The sequence below is a fragment of the Pseudomonas sp. HLS-6 TE3448 genome (genome assembly GCF_053629555.1).
In genome coordinates this window covers 1,644,334-1,660,935 of the sequence record NZ_JBRJIO010000001.1, presented here as the reverse complement: position 1 = coordinate 1,660,935, position 16,602 = coordinate 1,644,334, and the positions used below count along the sequence as shown (strand labels likewise).

Below are 16,602 nucleotides of genomic sequence, written 5' to 3'. Positions count from 1 at the left end.
CCTGTGCTCAACTCACTCCTTTACCTGGACACCCCAAAGCCTTGATACGCCTGCTGAAGTTCTTCTGGTGGTCTTTCGTCGCAGTCATTTGTGCGCTCGTACTCGGTCTGAGCGGCGCGTTTCTGTATCTTAGCCCCAGCTTGCCCTCGGTAGAGGCCCTCAGAAGCATCCAGTTGCAGATCCCCCTGCGGGTCTACAGCAGTGACGGCAAGCTCATCGCCGAGTTTGGCGAAATGCGTCGCTCACCCATCCGTTTTGCCGACATTCCGCCGCATTTCATCCAGGCATTGCTGGCTGCCGAAGACGACAACTTCGCCAATCACTACGGGGTCGACCCGAGCAGCCTGATGCGCGCTGCAACACAATTGATCAAGTCAGGCCACATCCAGAGTGGCGGCAGCACCATCACCATGCAGGTGGCGAAGAACTTCTTCCTGAGCAGCGAGCGCAGCTTCTCGCGCAAGACCAACGAAATTCTCCTGGCCCTGCAGATCGAGCGCGAACTGACCAAAGATGAAATCCTTGAGCTGTACGTGAACAAGATCTACCTGGGTAACCGCGCCTACGGCATTGAAGCCGCAGCCCAGGTTTACTATGGCAAATCGATTCGTGACGTAAGCCTGGCGCAAATGGCGATGATCGCCGGCCTGCCCAAGGCGCCCTCGCGCTTCAACCCGCTGGCCAATCCGGTGCGCGCCAAAGAGCGCCGCGACTGGATCCTCGGCCGCATGTACAAGCTTGGCAAAATCGACGAAGCCAGCTACCTGAGCGCGCTGGCTGAGCCGATCAACGCCAGCTACCACGTTCCGACACCTGAAGTGAACGCGCCCTACATCGCCGAGATGGCCCGCGCCGAGATGGTCGGCCGCTACGGCAGCGACGCCTACACAGAAGGTTTCCGGGTGACGGTTACCGTCCCTAGCGACCTCCAGGAAATGGCCAACAATGCCGTGCTGGAAGGGTTGCTCGCCTATGACCAACGTCACGGCTACCGCGGACCGGAATCGCGCCTGCCCGGCAAAACCCGTGCGGCATGGCTGCAGGAACTGAACAAACAACGACCGCTGGGTGGCCTGGAGCCGGCCATCGTGACCCAGGTTGACAAGAGCGGCCTGCATGTCCTGACCCGCACCGGCGAAGAGCTGCCGGTTGCCTGGGACAGCATGAAATGGGCCCGCCCATTCCTCAGCACCAACAGCCAGGGCCGCAGCCCACAACAACCTGCAGATGTTGCCCAGATCGGCGACCTGATCCGGGTACAACGCCTGAGCAGCGGCATCCTGAAGTTCAGCCAGGTACCCACAGCGCAGAGCGCACTGGTCTCGCTCGACCCCCACAGCGGCGCTATCCGCGCACTGGTCGGCGGGTTCTCCTTCGAGCAGAGCAACTACAACCGCGCCATGCAGGCCAAGCGCCAGCCAGGCTCAAGCTTCAAGCCATTCATCTACAGTGCTGCACTGGATAACGGCTACACCGCCGCCAGCCTGGTCAACGATGCCCCTATCGTGTTTGTCGACGAATACCTGGACAAGGTCTGGCGCCCGAAGAACGACACCAACACCTTCCTTGGGCCGATCCGCCTGCGTGAGGCACTGTACAAGTCGCGCAACATGGTTTCGATCCGCCTGCTGCAGAGCATGGGCGTCGACACCACGATCGACTACATCACCAAGTTTGGCTTCAACAAACAGGACCTGCCACGCAACCTGTCGCTGGCCCTGGGCACGGCAACCCTGACCCCGATGGAGATCGCCACCGGCTGGAGCACCTTTGCCAACGGCGGCTACAAGATCGCCCCGTACCTGATCGAACGCATCGAGAGCCGTAACGGCGAAACACTGTTCACTGCAAACCCGGCGCGCGTGCCGCAAGGTAATGAAGACCAGAACGGCATTGCCGCCCCCGAAGCCGGACCAATCAGCGTCGATACCGCCAACCCGGCGGCCATGGTGCAAGCGCCAGTGATCGCGCCACGTATAATCGATGGCCGCACCGCGTACATCCTTACCAGCATGCTGGAAGACGTGATCAAGCGTGGCACCGGGCGCAGGGCGATGGTCCTGGGGCGAACCGACCTCGCCGGCAAGACAGGCACCACCAACGAAGCCAAGGATGCCTGGTTCTCTGGCTACAACGCCGACTACACCACCACGGTGTGGACGGGCTTCGACCAGCCCGAGACCCTCGGCCATCGCGAGTATGGCGGCACGGTAGCCCTGCCGATCTGGATCAACTTCATGGGCGCAGCACTGAAGGACAAACCTGCGCACACCCTGGCAGAGCCGGAGGGCATCCTCAGCCTGCGAATTGACCCGGCCAGTGGTCGTGCAGCGACACCTAGCACGCCAAACGCCTACTTTGAACTGTTCAAGGCTGAAGACTCACCGCCGTCAGTCAACGAACTGGGCAACAGCAACCTGCCGGGCAGCCCGCTGCCCGCAGATGAAGCGGCTCCGATCGACCTGTTCTGACGCCATCGCAACCGTACTCCTACACCGCAGGAGTACGGCTCTTGCAGGCGACGGCGTCATCGTTGGGGTACAGCCCTATCGCGGCGCCTGCATCGCAGGCAAGCCTGATCCTACAGAGATGCAGTGTTCTGCGCGGATTCCTGTGGGAGTTGGCTTGCCAACGATGCAGGCGCCGCGGACTCGCTGGCACTGCGATGGCTTCTACGGCGCACAAAAAAAGCCCCGACGCTCACGCGCCGGGGCTTTTTGCTGGAGCGCTACAACGGCTTAGCCGTTGAACACGTCATCCACGCTTTTCAGCGGGTAGTTCTGCGGATACGGCAGGGTTGCCACACCGGTCTCGATCGCAGCCTTGGCCACAGCATCGGAGATCACGGTGATCAGGCGAGCATCCATTGGCTTCGGAATGATGTACTCACGACCGAACTCCAGGGCGATACCGCCGTAGGCGTCGCACACTTCCTTCGGCACTGGCAGCTTGGCCAGCTCACGCAGGGCGTTGGCGGCAGCGATCTTCATCTCTTCGTTGATGCGCTTGGCGCGAACGTCCAGGGCACCACGGAAGATGAACGGGAAGCCCAGTACGTTGTTGACCTGGTTCGGGTAGTCCGAACGGCCAGTGGCCATGATCACATCGTTACGGGTGGCGTGAGCCAGTTCCGGCGAGATCTCTGGATCCGGGTTGGAGCAGGCGAACACGATCGGGTTGGCCGCCATGCGCTTGAGGTCTTCAGCGCTCAGCAGGTTCGGGCCGGACAGGCCTACGAACACGTCAGCGCCTTCCAGCGCTTCGGACAGGGTGCGCTTCTCGGTAGCGTGAGCGAACACCGCCTTGTACTGGTTCAGGTCGTCACGGCCAGCGTGGATAACGCCAGTACGGTCAACCATGAAGATGTTTTCGATCTGCGCACCCATGCTCACCAGCAGCTTCATGCAGGAGATGGCAGCAGCGCCGGCGCCCAGGCAGACGATTTTCGCCTCGCCCAAGGTTTTGCCAGCGATTTCCAGGGCGTTGATCATGCCCGCAGCGGTCACGATCGCAGTACCGTGCTGGTCATCGTGGAATACCGGGATGTCGCACTGCTCGATCAGAGCACGTTCGATCTCAAAGCACTCTGGCGCCTTGATGTCTTCCAGGTTGATACCACCGAAGGTGATGGAGATACGCTTGACGGTGTCGATGAACGCCTGTGGGCTTTCCGAGTCGACTTCGATGTCGAACACATCGATACCGGCGAAACGCTTGAACAGAACACCCTTGCCTTCCATGACAGGCTTGGAAGCCAGAGGGCCCAGGTTACCCAGGCCGAGGATGGCAGTGCCGTCGGAAATGACTGCTACCAGATTGCCCTTGCCGGTGTACTTGTAGGCCAGCTCTGGATCGCGAGCGATTTCACGTACCGGCTCGGCGACGCCCGGGCTGTAGGCCAGGGCCAGGTCGCGAGCAGTCGCAGTAGGCTTGGTGAGCTCGACGCTCAGTTTCCCCGGACGAGGCTGAGCATGGTATTCGAGAGCGGCAGTTTTCAAATCTGACATGATGGGCATTCCGCTTTTACTGTTCTGACGAGCCGCCGAGGATACGCAAAGAGCAAGGGGCCGACAAGACTGCCCGGTCACTAGTGTCAAGGCCTTTAACCTACGACTTTCTGCCAAGAGCCGCGTCCTGCAAGGCTTTCAGTGTGTACAATTTATTTTAAAAATGTCCACAATTTTTACTTAATCAACCCGCTCGAGCATGCTTGGGTCAGTCAGCGGCAGCAACCAACGCGCCTGCCCCGATTTCAGCCCGCCTTTGCGGGAACGATCCAGCACCCAACCCCGTGCTTCGACCTTGCGCCCCTTGAGACCCTCAAAAAAGGACGATGGGAAGTCACCCTGCAAGCGCGGGCTGACCTGAAGCACCAGTCCTTCGTCGATTTCGATCCAGATGCCGCCACGGTTACGCTCAATGCCCCGAACCCGGCCAGTAATCAGCGCAAAGCCCGACTGTTCGATTTGCCCGGCAGTACGCACTGCAGGTGCGCGCCAAAGCCCCAGCCCCGCCTGGCGAGCCACTCGCTCGGCGTCCTGCTGGCACGCTACCAGCGCCACGTTAGGCGCCACTGCCACGCGATAGCCCAGTCCTTCAGCCAACAACTGCGCCTCAATATTGTCGCCATTGCGTGTGTAGATATGTGCAAGTGTACGCCCATACTTGTCGCGACCTTGCGCGCCGGGCTGCAGGCCAACACGCCCGCCACTGGCCTTGACCAACGCTTGCAGGCGTTGCCGGGCAGCGTCGGCAAACGGTTCACTGCTGCGGCCTTTGCGACCGATTTCCGGGGCATTTACCCCAATCAGGCGTACGCTGCGCCCATCCTCCAGACGCACGGTATCGCCATCGACCACCTGCGTGACGCTAACCGACTGTACGCCGGCCGGGGCAGGACAGAACGCCAAGGCGACGCCCTGCCAAATCGCGCCCATAAAAAAGGCGCCCACGAGGGACGCCTTCTTCAGCAGCATTGACAGGCCCACAGGGGCTAGCCTTGCGCGCAATCTTACTTCTTGGCACCGAACATGCCGAAGCGATCGGCGAACTTCTGTACGCGGCCGCCAGTGTCCAGTACTTTTTGCTTACCGGTGTAGAACGGGTGGCACAGCGAGCACACGTCGAGGCTCAGTGGCTTGCACAGAGTCGAACGGGTTTCGATGACAGCGCCGCAGCTGCAGGTGGCAGTAACGGCTTCGTATGTTGGATGAATTTCTGGCTTCATGGTCACTTCCTCGACTGCGTGCCGCCATCCAACACCATTGTTGAATACCGCACGTAATTAGGCGGCGAATAATACCAGAGCCGACGGTCGACGCAAGTTGTCGCTTGCACCGGCGGTCGTCTGCTAGGCTCGGCGGTTCAGGAATCCCCCTTCAGAGAAATTACCGCGTGTCCGACGTCATTCTGCGCCTTGCTCTGCCCTCGCCCCTGCGGCGACTGTTCGACTACAGGGCCCCAGCGAGCATGGCCCGCGTCGAACTGACACCCGGCATGCGCATTCGGGTGCCATTCGGTCGGCGCGAAATGATCGGCATCCTGGTGGAGGTCTGCGACCACAGTGACGTCCCAGCCGACAAGCTCAAGCCCGCCATCGCGCTGCTCGACCCGGTCTCTCCACTGCCGCCAGCCTTCTTCAAGCTGTGCCTGTGGACCGCGCAGTACTACCAGCACAGCCTGGGCGACACCTTCAGCTGGGCGCTGCCGGTGTTTCTGCGCCAGGGTGAACCGGCCGAAGCGCGGCAGGAGCGCTTCTGGCAGATTGCACCTGGCGCACGCCTGGACGACCCGCGCATTGCCCGGGCACCACGCCAACGTGAAGCATTGTCGACCCTGGCCCAGCACCCGCACGGCGTCGCCCACGGCCTGCTCGGCAAACTGGGCCTGAACAAAGACAGCCTTGACCTGCTGCTGAGCAAAGAACTGGTGCAGGTTGAAGTACGCCGCCATGCGCCGCAACAGCGCCATGAGCATTGGCTGGCACAACCGGAACTGCCGCTCAACGAGGAACAGCACGCCGCCTTCAACGCCGTGCGAGCCGGCTTCGACAGCTTCCACGCCTTCCTCCTTGCTGGTGTCACCGGCAGCGGCAAGACCGAGGTTTACCTGCAACTGATCCGTGAAGCCCTGGAAGCCGGCAAACAGGCGCTGATTCTGATCCCCGAGATCAACCTTGGCCCACAGACCCTGGCCCGCTTCGAGCAACGCTTCAATGCCCGCATCGCCTTATTGCACTCAGCGGTCAACGATCGCGAACGCCTGGATGCCTGGCTGGCGGCCCGCGATGGCGAGGCCGACATCATCATCGGCACCCGTTCAGCCCTGTTCACCCCCATGAAGAACCCGGGGCTGATCATCATTGATGAAGAGCACGACGGCTCCTATAAACAGCAAGAAGGCCTGCGTTACCACGCACGCGACCTGGCACTGGTGCGCGCTCGCCAGGAAAACATCCCGATCGTGCTGGGCTCCGCCACGCCATCGCTGGAAAGCCTGCACAATGCCTACACGGGTCGCTACGGCCTGCTGCGCCTGAACCACCGCGCCGGAGGTGCCCAGGCACCGCGTTTTCTGCGTCTGGACGTCAAGAGTCGCCCACTGGACAGCGGCATCAGCGGCCCGATGCAACAAGCCATCGGCCAGACACTCGCAGCGGGGCAGCAGGTACTGGTGTTCCTCAACCGCCGAGGCTTTGCCCCGACATTGCTCTGCCATGATTGCGGCTGGATGTCCGAGTGCCCGCGCTGCGATGCGCGGATGACCGTTCACCAGCGCTCCGGCGAGTTGCGCTGCCACCATTGCGGCTATGACGAGCGCGTGCCACGCCAGTGCCCACAATGCAACAAGGTCGACCTGCGCCCGGTCGGCGCCGGCACCGAGCGCGCCGAAGAACGCCTGAGCATCCTGTTCCCGGACTACCCGGTGCTACGCGTCGACCGCGACAGCACCTCGCGCAAGGATACGATGAACCAGTTGTTTGCCACCATCCAGCGCGGTCAGCCGTGCATTCTGGTCGGCACCCAGATGCTGGCCAAGGGTCACCACTTCCCGAGGGTCACGCTGGTTGCCATTCTCGATGCCGATGGTGGACTGTTTTCCGGCGATTTCCGCGCCAGCGAGCGCATGGCCCAGTTGATCGTTCAAGTTGCGGGCCGCGCAGGGCGCGCAGAAGAGCCCGGCAGGGTCATTATCCAGACTCACCTGGCCGACCATCCATTGCTGGTGCAACTGACCGAACAAGGCTACTTCGCCTTTGCCGAGCAGGCCCTGAGCGAGCGTCGTGCAGCAGGCCTGCCGCCCTTCGCACACCTTGCCCTGCTGCGCGCCGAAGCCCACAAGCCGGGGCAGGCCGAAGGCTTTCTCGATGAAGCCTGCGCCGCCGCCGAACAACTGCTGGCCGAGCACAACCTGCATGGCATCGAACTGCTCGGGCCAGTACCTGCGCCAATGGAGCGTCGGGCCGGTCGTTACCGCGCACAGTTGCTGCTGCAGGCCAACGCACGCGCGCCGCTGCATCGGCTGATCAATGCCTGGCTGCTATTGTTGGAACACATGCCCAGCGGGCGGCAGGTACGCTGGTCGCTGGATGTGGACCCGGTCGACCTCTACTGACCCATCCGGCCTCATCGTCAACGAGGCCGGTTTGAGTACGTATTGCAGAGGATCGAACGCAAGACAGCCCCAAAGGTTGGCAAGCTCGTGCCAGCAACGGATAATGTTCAGTTTTTCCACCTGCGCATCCAAGCGCCGCCGCGCTTGCGGTCGAAAGAGAATCCCATGAAAGACACCATTCGCCAGCTGATCCAGCAAGCCCTCACCCAACTCGTCACCGACGGTGTGCTGCCTGAAGGGCTTACGCCGGCGATCCAGGTGGAAAACGCCCGGGACAAGACCCACGGCGACTTCGCCAGCAATATCGCGATGATGCTGGCCAAGCCGGCCGGCATGAAGCCACGCGACCTGGCCGAAAAAATCATCGCGGCCCTGCCCGCCGATGCCCAGGTCAGCAAAGTGGAAATCGCCGGCCCCGGCTTCCTGAACTTCTTCCAGAATACCCAGGCCCTGGCGTCACGCCTCGACGCCGCGCTGGCCGACAGCAAACTTGGCGTACAGAAAGCCGGCCCACAACAGAAAGTGGTCGTTGACCTGTCGGCACCCAACCTGGCCAAAGAGATGCACGTTGGCCACCTGCGCTCGACCATCATCGGCGATGCCGTCGCCCGCGTACTCGAGTTCCTCGGCGACAACGTGATCCGGCAGAACCACGTCGGCGACTGGGGCACCCAGTTCGGCATGCTGATGGCCTATCTGGAAGAAAACCCGATCACCAGCGACGAGCTGTCGGACCTGGAAAACTTCTACCGCGCCGCGAAAAAGCGCTTCGACGAGTCCGAAGCCTTCGCCGACCGCGCGCGCGGCCTGGTGGTCAAGCTGCAAGCCGGTGACGCCGAATGCCTGAAGCTGTGGACCCGCTTCAAGGACATCTCGCTGTCGCACTGCCAGAAGACCTACGAGCAGCTCAACGTCAAACTGACCATGGCTGACGTCATGGGCGAAAGCGCCTACAACGACGACCTGATCAACGTGGTCAACGACCTCAAGGCCAAGGGCCTGCTGGTCGAAAGCAACGGTGCCCAGTGCGTATTCCTCGAAGAGTACAAGACCGCCGACGGCGACCCACTGCCGGTGATCGTGCAGAAGGCCGATGGCGGCTACTTGTACGCGACCACTGACCTGGCAGCCGTGCGCTACCGCAGCAACGTGCTCAAGGCCGACCGCGCCCTGTATTTCGTTGACCAGCGCCAGGCCCTGCACTTCCAGCAGGTGTTCGAAGTCGCCCGCCGCGCTGGCTTCGTCGGTAACGACATGATCATGGAGCACATGGGCTTCGGCACCATGAACGGCGCCGATGGCCGCCCGTTCAAGACCCGCGACGGCGGCACGGTCAAGCTGATCGACCTGCTCACCGAAGCCAAGGAACGTGCGTACACCCTGGTCAAGGAAAAGAACCCGCAACTGGCGGAAGATGAACTGCGCGCCATCGCCCAGGTTGTCGGTATCGATGCGGTGAAATACGCCGACCTGTCCAAGCACCGCACCAGCGACTACAGCTTCAACTTCGACCTGATGCTCAACTTCGAAGGCAACACCGCGCCGTACCTGCTGTACGCCTACACCCGCGTGGCGGGCGTATTCCGCAAGCTGGGCAAGGACTTCAGCGAAGTTGACGGCCATATCACCCTGCAAGCCGCCCAGGAACACGACCTCGCGGCACGCCTGGCGCAATTCGGCGAAACCCTGAACAACGTTGCTGAAAAAGGTACGCCGCACGTGCTTTGCAGCTACCTGTACGACGTAGCCGGCCTGTTCTCCAGCTTCTATGAGAACTGCCCGATCCTGGCCGCCGAAACGGCCGAACAGCAACAGAGCCGCCTGCGCCTGGCCGCACTGACCGGTCGCACCCTCAAGCAGGGCCTGGAACTGCTGGGCCTGGAAACCCTGGAGCGCATGTAAGGTGGCAGCCAAGAAAAAGCCCGCCCCCAAGCGCGGCGCCAGCCGCTATCAGGCACCGGAGAAGAAACCGATCCCCGGCTGGCTGTGGCTGGCTGTCGGCCTGACCGTGGGCGCGTTCATTGTCTTTCTGATGAAGCTTGATCCGAGCACCGACGAGGTCAAGCGGAGCAAGCCCGAACAGCAGAAAGCCGAGCGCGCTGCCGAAGCGAACAAGACACCGCCCAGCCCACAGCAACCGGTGAAGCCGAAATACGACTTCTACACCTTGCTGCCAGAGTCGGAAGTCATCGTGCCGCCGGAAGCCGTACCGGAGAAAACCCCGCCGGTACCCGCCCAGCCACAGCAGCCGGTGACACCGGCTGAAGCCGCGAAGATCGACACCGCCAGGGCCCAGGCCGCACTGCTGGGGCAAACGCCGCCACCGCCACCTCCCGTGGTGAAACCGGCAGCGACCACCCAGTTCTTCCTGCAGGCCGGCTCGTTCCGCAAGCAGGCTGACGCCGACAAGGTCCGTGCGCAAATCATCCTGCTCGGCCAGGCCGTGCAGGTCGAGTCCGGCATGGTCCGCGACGAAACCTGGTACCGCGTGCTGGTGGGCCCGTTCAGCAACCGCGAACAATTGACCGTGGCCCAGAAGCAGTTGGCCGGTAGCGGCTTCAACAACCTGCTCTTGCAGCAGCGCCAAAACCGCCAGTAAGCACCCTCGCTCAGCGGCGCCTTAGCGCCGTTGGGCGTTTCTCAGCGACACCTGGTCGTTCAGGGTCCAGAAGTCGTACAGCACGCCCACCAGAAACAGACCGCCCGTCACCAGATAGATCAGGCCACTGATCCATTTGCGCTGGTACATGCGATGCACGCCAAACACCCCAAGAAACGTCAGCAGAATCCAGGCGATGTTGTAATCCAAAGGCCCAGAGTGAAAGCGCATGTCGGCTTCACGGTCCATCGACGGGATCAGGAACAGGTCGATCAACCAGCCGATGCCGAGCAACCCCAGGGTAAAGAACCAGATTGTGCCTGTGACTGGCTTGCCATAGTAAAAGCGGTGCGCACCGAGAAAACCGAAGCACCACAGCAGATAGCCTACAACCTTGCTGTGCGTGTCATGGAAGGGTGGGCTCTGTTGATAACTGTTCATTCGTAGCCTCAGCGGGTTATGTGAAAATTTTCTAAACAAAAATGTGACTTTTCAGTAGCAAGCCGACGTATGGTGCCGTCGAAATCGACCAACGGGGCAGATCCGCGCAAAAAAGCTGTTATAAAGTTGCGCGCTAACCAACAAGAGCCCTGCCTATGCGTCCCCTTTTCAAGACATGGCTGACTATTTGCCTATTATTGCCCCTGGCCGCCCACGCCACCAATCGTGAGCAACGTCTTCCTAATGGCTTCTCTGGCTATACCGCCAATGCCACCGGCGTACACGCCAACAAAGGTTCGGCATCACCGATCCACTATGCCAACCGTAGTGCAAAACCGACAAAATCAACGGCCAACCTGTCGGCCAAGCAAAGCAGCGATGTGCTGAGCCGCGCCGTCAACGCGCTGGGCACCCCCTATCGCTGGGGTGGCAGTAGCCCAAGCAAAGGCTTCGACTGCAGCGGCCTGGTCAAGTACGCCTTCAACGATATCGATGAAGTCGACCTGCCTCGCACCTCCAACGCCATGGCCAGCGGCCACGGCATCAAGGTCGATAAAAAAGACCTGAAACCGGGCGACTTGCTGTTCTTCAACATCAAGAGCCGCAAGGTCAACCACGTTGCCATTTACCTGGGCAACGACCGCTTCATCCATGCGCCACGCACCGGCAAGCGCGTCAGCATTGATACGCTGAACAAGCCTTACTGGCAGAACCATTATGTGGTTGCAAAGCGCGTACTGCCCAAGGACCAGCAACAGCTGAACCTGGCCAAGCGCTAAAACCCACCGGGCGCGCATCCCACCGCCCGGCGCGTATCAGCACTGATCTCCCCCCTTGCCATCAGACCCTGCAGACAACTGTCCAGGGTCTGCATGCCCAGCGCCCCGCCGGTCTGGATTGCAGACTGGATCTGCACCACTTTCCCCTCCCTGATCAAATTGCGAATCGCCGGCGTCGCCAGCATGATCTCGTGCGCGGCCACCCGGCCACCACCGGGCTTGCGCACCAGCACCTGAGACACCACTGCCTGCAGGGACTCGGCCAGCATCGCACGTACCAATTGCTTTTCCTCGGCAGCAAATACATCGACGATCCGGTCAACGGTCTTCGCTGCCGAGCCCGTATGCAGGGTGGCCAGCACCAGATGCCCGGTTTCGGCCGCCGTCAGGGCCAGGCGAATCGTCTCCAGGTCCCTCAATTCCCCCAGCATGATCACATCCGGGTCCTGACGCAGGGCGGCCCGTAGCGCCGCCGCAAAACTGTGACTGTGACGCTGCACCTCACGCTGGCTGATCCGGCCACGCACCGGGCTGTGGATAAACTCGATCGGGTCTTCGACCGTGAGAATATGCAGGGCGCGCTCGCGGTTCAGGTGATCAATCAAGGCTGCCAGGGTGGTGGACTTTCCCGAGCCGGTGGGCCCGGTCACCAATACAAGCCCACTACGCAGTTCGGCGATTTGCCGGAAAACAGCCCCCAGCCCCAACTCAGCCAGGCCACGTACCGATGAGGGGATCAACCGGAATACCGTCCCCACGCCCTGCAACTGCTCGAAGGCATTTACCCTGAAGCGCCCTACCCCCGCCATGGCAAAGGAGAAATCGAGATCCTGAAGGGTTTTGAAATCCTTTTTTTGCTGATCCGTCATGATTTGCGCGATTAACGCCCGCGCCTGATCAGGCTCAAGCGGCGGCAAATCCAGTCGCAGCATCTCGCCATCCAGGCGGATCATTGGCACATCACCCGCCGCCAGGTGCAGGTCCGAGGCCCCCTCCTTGACAGCAAGGGCCAGCAGTTCAGTCACATCCATAAGACTCCCCAAACACCGCCAAGCAGGTAGAATGCCGCAGACCCAAAGAGCCGCTGGCATCGATCATGTCCACCATAGCAGACAACATTTCCACCCTCGCCGAGCGCATCCACCGTGCCGCCGAGGCTGCCGGGCGAGATCCGGCCAGCATCAAGCTGCTGGCCGTGAGCAAAACCAAACCTGCCGCCGCCGTGCGCGAAGCCTTCGCTGCCGGCCTGCGCGACATGGGCGAGAACTACCTGCAGGAAGCCCTGGGCAAACAGGCCGAATTGACCGACCTGCCCTTGACCTGGCACTTCATCGGCCCCATTCAGTCGAACAAGACGCGCGCTATCGCCGAGCACTTCGACTGGGTACATTCCGTGGATCGCCTGAAAATCGCTCAACGCCTTTCCGAGCAGCGCCCTGAATCGCTGGAACCATTGAACATCTGTATTCAGGTCAATGTCAGTGGCGAAGACAGCAAGTCCGGCTGCACCCCGGAGGAACTGCCCGCGCTGGCCGCTGCCATCGCGGTGCTACCACGGCTGAAGCTGCGTGGCTTGATGGCGATACCCGAGCCCACCGAAGACCGCACCGCGCAGGACGCAGCCTTTGCCAAGGTACGCGACCTGCAGGCCAGCCTGGGCTTGCCACTCGACACGTTATCCATGGGCATGAGCCACGACCTGGAGTCGGCGATTGCACAGGGTGCAACCTGGGTGCGCATCGGTACCGCGCTGTTTGGAGCCCGTGACTACGGCCAACCCTGACCCTGCTTTACTCACCTTTTTCGACAAGGACCTGACATGAGCAAGACTCGTATTGCCTTTATCGGTGCCGGCAACATGGCCGCCAGCCTGATCGGCGGCCTGCGCGCACAGGGCCTGGAGGCTGCGCAGATTCGCGCCAGCGACCCTGGCGCCGAACAGCGCGCCAAAGTACACGCCGAACACGGCATCGAGATGTTCGCCGACAATGCCGAGGCCATCGACGGCGCCGACGTGATCGTGCTGGCCGTCAAACCGCAGGCCATGAAAGCCGTTTGCCTGGCACTGCAACCCAGCCTCAAGCCGAACCAACTGGTCGTCTCGATTGCTGCCGGCATCACCTGCGCCAGCATGAACCAATGGCTTGGCGCCCAGCCGATCGTACGCTGCATGCCCAATACCCCAGCGCTACTGCGCCAGGGCGTCAGCGGCCTGTTCGCCACCGCCCAGGTCAGTGCCGAACAGCGCCAGCAGGCCGAACAACTGCTCTCGGCCGTAGGCATTGCACTGTGGCTAGAACAGGAACAGCAACTGGACGCCGTTACTGCCGTATCCGGCAGCGGCCCGGCCTACTTCTTCCTGCTGATCGAAGCCATGACTGCAGCCGGCGAGAAACTTGGCCTGCCACGTGAAACCGCAGCACGCCTGACCCTGCAAACCGCACTGGGTGCCGCGCAAATGGCAGTTACCAGTGATGTCGACGCAGCTGAATTGCGCCGTCGGGTGACCTCGCCAGCCGGCACGACGGAGGCGGCGATCAAGTCCTTCCAGGCTGATGGATTCGAAGCGCTGGTGGAAAAAGCGCTGGGCGCAGCTGCGCACCGCTCGGCCGAACTGGCCGAACAACTAGGCAACTAAGGAGCCGAAGATGATCGGACTGAACACCGCTGCAATCTACATTCTGCAGACCCTCGGCAGCCTGTTCCTGCTGGTCGTGATGCTGCGCTTCATCCTGCAGCTGGTTCGCGCAGACTTCTACAACCCGCTCAGCCAGTTTGCCGTACGCGCCACCCAGCCGTTGCTCAAACCGTTGCGCCGGATCATCCCCAGCCTGTTCGGCCTGGACATGTCGTCATTGCTGCTGGCACTGGCCGTACAGCTGCTGCTGATGGGCCTGACCTTGTTGCTGGCCTACGGCACCACCGGCAACCCGTTGCAGTTGCTGATCTGGTCGATCATTGGCGTCACCGCGCTGTTCTTGAAGATCTTCTTCTTCGCCCTGATCGTCAGCGTGATCCTGTCCTGGGTCGCACCGGGCAGCCACAACCCTGGTGCCGAACTGGTCAACCAGATCTGCGATCCGTTCCTGGCCCCGTTCCGTCGCCTGCTGCCAAACCTCGGCGGCCTGGATATTTCGCCGATCCTGGCGTTCATGGCGCTGAAACTGATCGACATGCTGGTCATCAACAACCTGGCAGCCATGACCGCAATGCCAGAGATCCTGCGCCTGCTGGTCTGATTTCAGGCCTGACGACACCACGCCCGCAGAGGCGGCCTTGCCGACGATGAATTCACAGGGCTTCGTCGGCAAGGCCAGCCATCTACCACGCGGCTTGCCCCCCACCCCAGCGGTCTTTAGACTTACGCCTCATTTAAGCGTGAGCAGGGTCGATGTCCACTGTCTTTCCCGAAGATTCGGTCGGTCTGGTAACACCGCAACTGGCGCACTTCAGCGATCCCCTGGCCCTGGCCTGCGGTCGTTCGCTGGCCGCCTACGACCTGATGTACGAAACCTACGGCACACTCAACAGCAGCGCGAGCAACGCCGTGCTGATCTGTCATGCCCTTTCGGGGCACCACCACGCGGCGGGCTACCACAGCGCCGACGACCGCAAGCCCGGATGGTGGGACAGTTGCATCGGCCCCGGCAAACCTATCGACACCAACCGTTTCTTCGTCGTCAGCCTGAACAACCTCGGCGGCTGTAACGGTTCCACCGGGCCAAGCAGCATAAACCCGGCGACCGGCAAGCCTTTTGGTGCCGAGTTCCCGGTGCTCACCGTGGAAGACTGGGTACACAGCCAGGCACGCCTGGCCGACCGGCTTGGCATCAGCACCTGGGCGGCGGTCGTTGGCGGCAGCCTCGGCGGCATGCAGGCGCTGCAGTGGACCATCAGTTACCCCGAGCGGGTACGCCACTGCCTGACCATCGCTTCGGCACCGAAACTCTCGGCACAGAACATCGCCTTCAACGAAGTGGCGCGCCAGGCCATCCTGTCCGACCCGGAATTCCACGGCGGTTACTTCCAGGAGCACGGCGTAATCCCCAAGCGCGGCCTGATGCTGGCGCGCATGGTCGGGCACATTACCTACCTGTCCGATGACTCGATGGGCGAGAAGTTTGGCCGCGAACTGAAAAGCGACAAGCTCAACTACGACTTCCACAGCGTGGAATTCCAGGTTGAAAGCTACCTGCGCTATCAGGGCGAAGAATTTTCGGGGCGTTTCGACGCCAACACCTACCTGTTGATGACCAAGGCCCTGGACTACTACGACCCGGCCGCCGCCCACGGGGGTGACCTGGCCGCGACCCTGGCCGGCGTCAAAGCCGATTTCTGCGTGATGTCGTTCACCACCGACTGGCGCTTCTCGCCCGCCCGCTCGCGGGAGATCGTCGACGCACTGATGGCCGCGAAGAAAAACGTCTGCTACCTGGAGATCGATGCGCCACAAGGCCACGATGCCTTCCTGATCCCGATCCCACGGTACCTGCAGGCCTTCTCCCGCTACATGAACCGCATTGCCCTCTGAGGACCCCATGAGAGCCGATCTGGAAATCATCCAAGACTGGATCCCCGCTGGCAGCCGGGTACTCGACCTTGGCTGCGGTAATGGCGAGCTACTGGCTTCGCTGCGCGCCAACAAACAGGTAACCGGCTACGGCCTGGAAATCGACCCCGACAACATCGCCGAGTGCGTGGCCAAGAGCGTCAACGTCATCGAACAGGACCTCGACAAGGGCCTGGGCAACTTTGCCAGCAACAGCTTCGATGTCGTGGTCATGACCCAGGCCCTGCAGGCGGTCGAATACCCGGACCGGATTCTCGACGAAATGCTGCGGGTCGGTCGCCAGTGCATCATCACCTTCCCCAACTTCGGTCATTGGCGCTGCCGCTGGTACCTGGCGACCAAAGGTCGCATGCCGGTGTCGGACTTCATGCCGTATACCTGGTACAACACGCCGAACATCCACTTCTGCACCTTTGAAGACTTCGAGGCGCTGTGCCGCGAGCGCCGGGCACAAGTACTCGACCGCCTGGCAGTAGACCACTTGCACCGCCACGGGTGGGCAAGCAAGCTTTGGCCTAATCTACTAGGTGAGATCGGCATTTACCGTGTCAACAGCCCGGGCCTGCAGGAACATCAGGTCGCGGTTTAACCCCGCCCTT

General features: G+C 61.6%; 15 protein-coding genes. 10 read left to right on the top strand and 5 right to left on the bottom strand.

All coding sequences use genetic code 11. The features are described 5' to 3' along the window. The first annotated feature begins 44 nt into the window (after nucleotides 1-44). A complete protein-coding gene (locus AB7M23_RS07780; RefSeq protein WP_454242155.1) occupies nucleotides 45-2,471 on the top strand; it encodes a penicillin-binding protein 1A in 2,427 nt (808 codons plus the stop codon). Nucleotides 2,472-2,738: 267 nt separating this feature from the next. Here AB7M23_RS07780 and AB7M23_RS07775 read toward each other — a convergent pair whose 3' ends face one another. The 3 genes from AB7M23_RS07775 to rpmE form a co-directional block, all read right to left on the bottom strand. Further along, nucleotides 2,739-4,007 carry a malic enzyme-like NAD(P)-binding protein gene (locus AB7M23_RS07775; protein ID WP_454240552.1) on the bottom strand — a complete coding sequence of 423 codons (1,269 nt, stop codon included), beginning with the start codon at nucleotides 4,005-4,007 and terminating at the stop codon, nucleotides 2,739-2,741. A gap of 180 nt (nucleotides 4,008-4,187) precedes the next feature. Beyond that, nucleotides 4,188-4,976 carry a thermonuclease family protein gene (locus AB7M23_RS07770; protein ID WP_454240551.1) on the bottom strand — a complete coding sequence of 263 codons (789 nt, stop codon included), beginning with the start codon at nucleotides 4,974-4,976 and terminating at the stop codon, nucleotides 4,188-4,190. A gap of 35 nt (nucleotides 4,977-5,011) precedes the next feature. Beyond that, nucleotides 5,012-5,227 carry a 50S ribosomal protein L31 gene (rpmE, locus tag AB7M23_RS07765; RefSeq protein ID WP_065758202.1) on the bottom strand — a complete coding sequence of 72 codons (216 nt, stop codon included), beginning with the start codon at nucleotides 5,225-5,227 and terminating at the stop codon, nucleotides 5,012-5,014. A 167-nt stretch (nucleotides 5,228-5,394) separates the two neighbouring features. On the opposite strand from rpmE, the gene AB7M23_RS07760 reads away from it, so the two are divergent. From AB7M23_RS07760 to AB7M23_RS07750, 3 genes are all read left to right on the top strand, one after another. Then, entirely contained in the window at nucleotides 5,395-7,614 is a 2,220-nt protein-coding gene (locus tag AB7M23_RS07760) for a primosomal protein N' (protein ID WP_454240550.1), read from the top strand. A gap of 165 nt (nucleotides 7,615-7,779) precedes the next feature. Then, nucleotides 7,780-9,516, top strand: a complete 1,737-nt coding sequence (gene argS, locus AB7M23_RS07755; RefSeq protein WP_065758200.1) for an arginine--tRNA ligase — start codon at nucleotides 7,780-7,782, stop codon at nucleotides 9,514-9,516. A 1-nt stretch (nucleotide 9,517) separates the two neighbouring features. Beyond that, nucleotides 9,518-10,213 (top strand): SPOR domain-containing protein, encoded by a 696-nt coding sequence (locus tag AB7M23_RS07750; RefSeq protein WP_065758199.1) that lies wholly within the window; start codon nucleotides 9,518-9,520, stop codon nucleotides 10,211-10,213. A gap of 21 nt (nucleotides 10,214-10,234) precedes the next feature. Here AB7M23_RS07750 and AB7M23_RS07745 read toward each other — a convergent pair whose 3' ends face one another. Further along, nucleotides 10,235-10,654 (bottom strand): NINE protein, encoded by a 420-nt coding sequence (locus AB7M23_RS07745; protein WP_454240549.1) that lies wholly within the window; start codon nucleotides 10,652-10,654, stop codon nucleotides 10,235-10,237. A gap of 155 nt (nucleotides 10,655-10,809) precedes the next feature. Between AB7M23_RS07745 and AB7M23_RS07740 the strand changes: the two genes are divergently transcribed. Continuing rightward, a complete protein-coding gene (locus AB7M23_RS07740; RefSeq protein WP_065758197.1) occupies nucleotides 10,810-11,433 on the top strand; it encodes a C40 family peptidase in 624 nt (207 codons plus the stop codon). Here the strand turns inward: AB7M23_RS07740 and AB7M23_RS07735 are convergent. After that, nucleotides 11,430-12,464 carry a type IV pilus twitching motility protein PilT gene (locus AB7M23_RS07735; protein WP_454240548.1) on the bottom strand — a complete coding sequence of 345 codons (1,035 nt, stop codon included), beginning with the start codon at nucleotides 12,462-12,464 and terminating at the stop codon, nucleotides 11,430-11,432. The genes AB7M23_RS07740 and AB7M23_RS07735 overlap by 4 nt on opposite strands. A gap of 65 nt (nucleotides 12,465-12,529) precedes the next feature. On the opposite strand from AB7M23_RS07735, the gene AB7M23_RS07730 reads away from it, so the two are divergent. The 5 genes from AB7M23_RS07730 (at nucleotide 12,530) to metW (ending at nucleotide 16,592) form a co-directional block, all read left to right on the top strand. Then, nucleotides 12,530-13,216, top strand: coding sequence for a YggS family pyridoxal phosphate-dependent enzyme (locus AB7M23_RS07730; RefSeq protein WP_330522222.1), 687 nt, complete (start codon nucleotides 12,530-12,532; stop codon nucleotides 13,214-13,216). Between the two features lie 36 nt (nucleotides 13,217-13,252). Beyond that, nucleotides 13,253-14,071, top strand: coding sequence for a pyrroline-5-carboxylate reductase (gene proC / locus AB7M23_RS07725; protein ID WP_099773330.1), 819 nt, complete (start codon nucleotides 13,253-13,255; stop codon nucleotides 14,069-14,071). A 10-nt stretch (nucleotides 14,072-14,081) separates the two neighbouring features. Beyond that, nucleotides 14,082-14,672, top strand: coding sequence for a YggT family protein (locus AB7M23_RS07720; protein WP_454240547.1), 591 nt, complete (start codon nucleotides 14,082-14,084; stop codon nucleotides 14,670-14,672). Between the two features lie 152 nt (nucleotides 14,673-14,824). Next, entirely contained in the window at nucleotides 14,825-15,964 is a 1,140-nt protein-coding gene (gene metX, locus AB7M23_RS07715) for a homoserine O-succinyltransferase MetX (protein WP_065758192.1), read from the top strand. A gap of 7 nt (nucleotides 15,965-15,971) precedes the next feature. Further along, nucleotides 15,972-16,592 (top strand): methionine biosynthesis protein MetW, encoded by a 621-nt coding sequence (gene metW / locus AB7M23_RS07710; RefSeq protein WP_454240546.1) that lies wholly within the window; start codon nucleotides 15,972-15,974, stop codon nucleotides 16,590-16,592. Nucleotides 16,593-16,602: the final 10 nt, after the last annotated feature.

Excerpts from the sequence above, each read along its gene's own strand:
- AB7M23_RS07720 (WP_454240547.1), top strand. The coding sequence starts at position 14,082 with ATGATCGGACTGAACACCGCTGCAATCTACATTCTGCAGACCCTCGGC.
- metX (WP_065758192.1), top strand. The coding sequence starts at position 14,825 with ATGTCCACTGTCTTTCCCGAAGATTCGGTCGGTCTGGTAACACCGCAA.
- rpmE (WP_065758202.1), bottom strand. The coding sequence starts at position 5,227 with ATGAAGCCAGAAATTCATCCAACATACGAAGCCGTTACTGCCACCTGC.
- AB7M23_RS07770 (WP_454240551.1), bottom strand. The coding sequence starts at position 4,976 with ATGCTGCTGAAGAAGGCGTCCCTCGTGGGCGCCTTTTTTATGGGCGCG.
- proC (WP_099773330.1), top strand. The coding sequence starts at position 13,253 with ATGAGCAAGACTCGTATTGCCTTTATCGGTGCCGGCAACATGGCCGCC.
- argS (WP_065758200.1), top strand. The coding sequence starts at position 7,780 with ATGAAAGACACCATTCGCCAGCTGATCCAGCAAGCCCTCACCCAACTC.
- AB7M23_RS07735 (WP_454240548.1), bottom strand. The coding sequence starts at position 12,464 with ATGGATGTGACTGAACTGCTGGCCCTTGCTGTCAAGGAGGGGGCCTCG.
- AB7M23_RS07745 (WP_454240549.1), bottom strand. The coding sequence starts at position 10,654 with ATGAACAGTTATCAACAGAGCCCACCCTTCCATGACACGCACAGCAAG.
- AB7M23_RS07730 (WP_330522222.1), top strand. The coding sequence starts at position 12,530 with ATGTCCACCATAGCAGACAACATTTCCACCCTCGCCGAGCGCATCCAC.
- AB7M23_RS07740 (WP_065758197.1), top strand. The coding sequence starts at position 10,810 with ATGCGTCCCCTTTTCAAGACATGGCTGACTATTTGCCTATTATTGCCC.
- AB7M23_RS07775 (WP_454240552.1), bottom strand. The coding sequence starts at position 4,007 with ATGTCAGATTTGAAAACTGCCGCTCTCGAATACCATGCTCAGCCTCGT.
- metW (WP_454240546.1), top strand. The coding sequence starts at position 15,972 with ATGAGAGCCGATCTGGAAATCATCCAAGACTGGATCCCCGCTGGCAGC.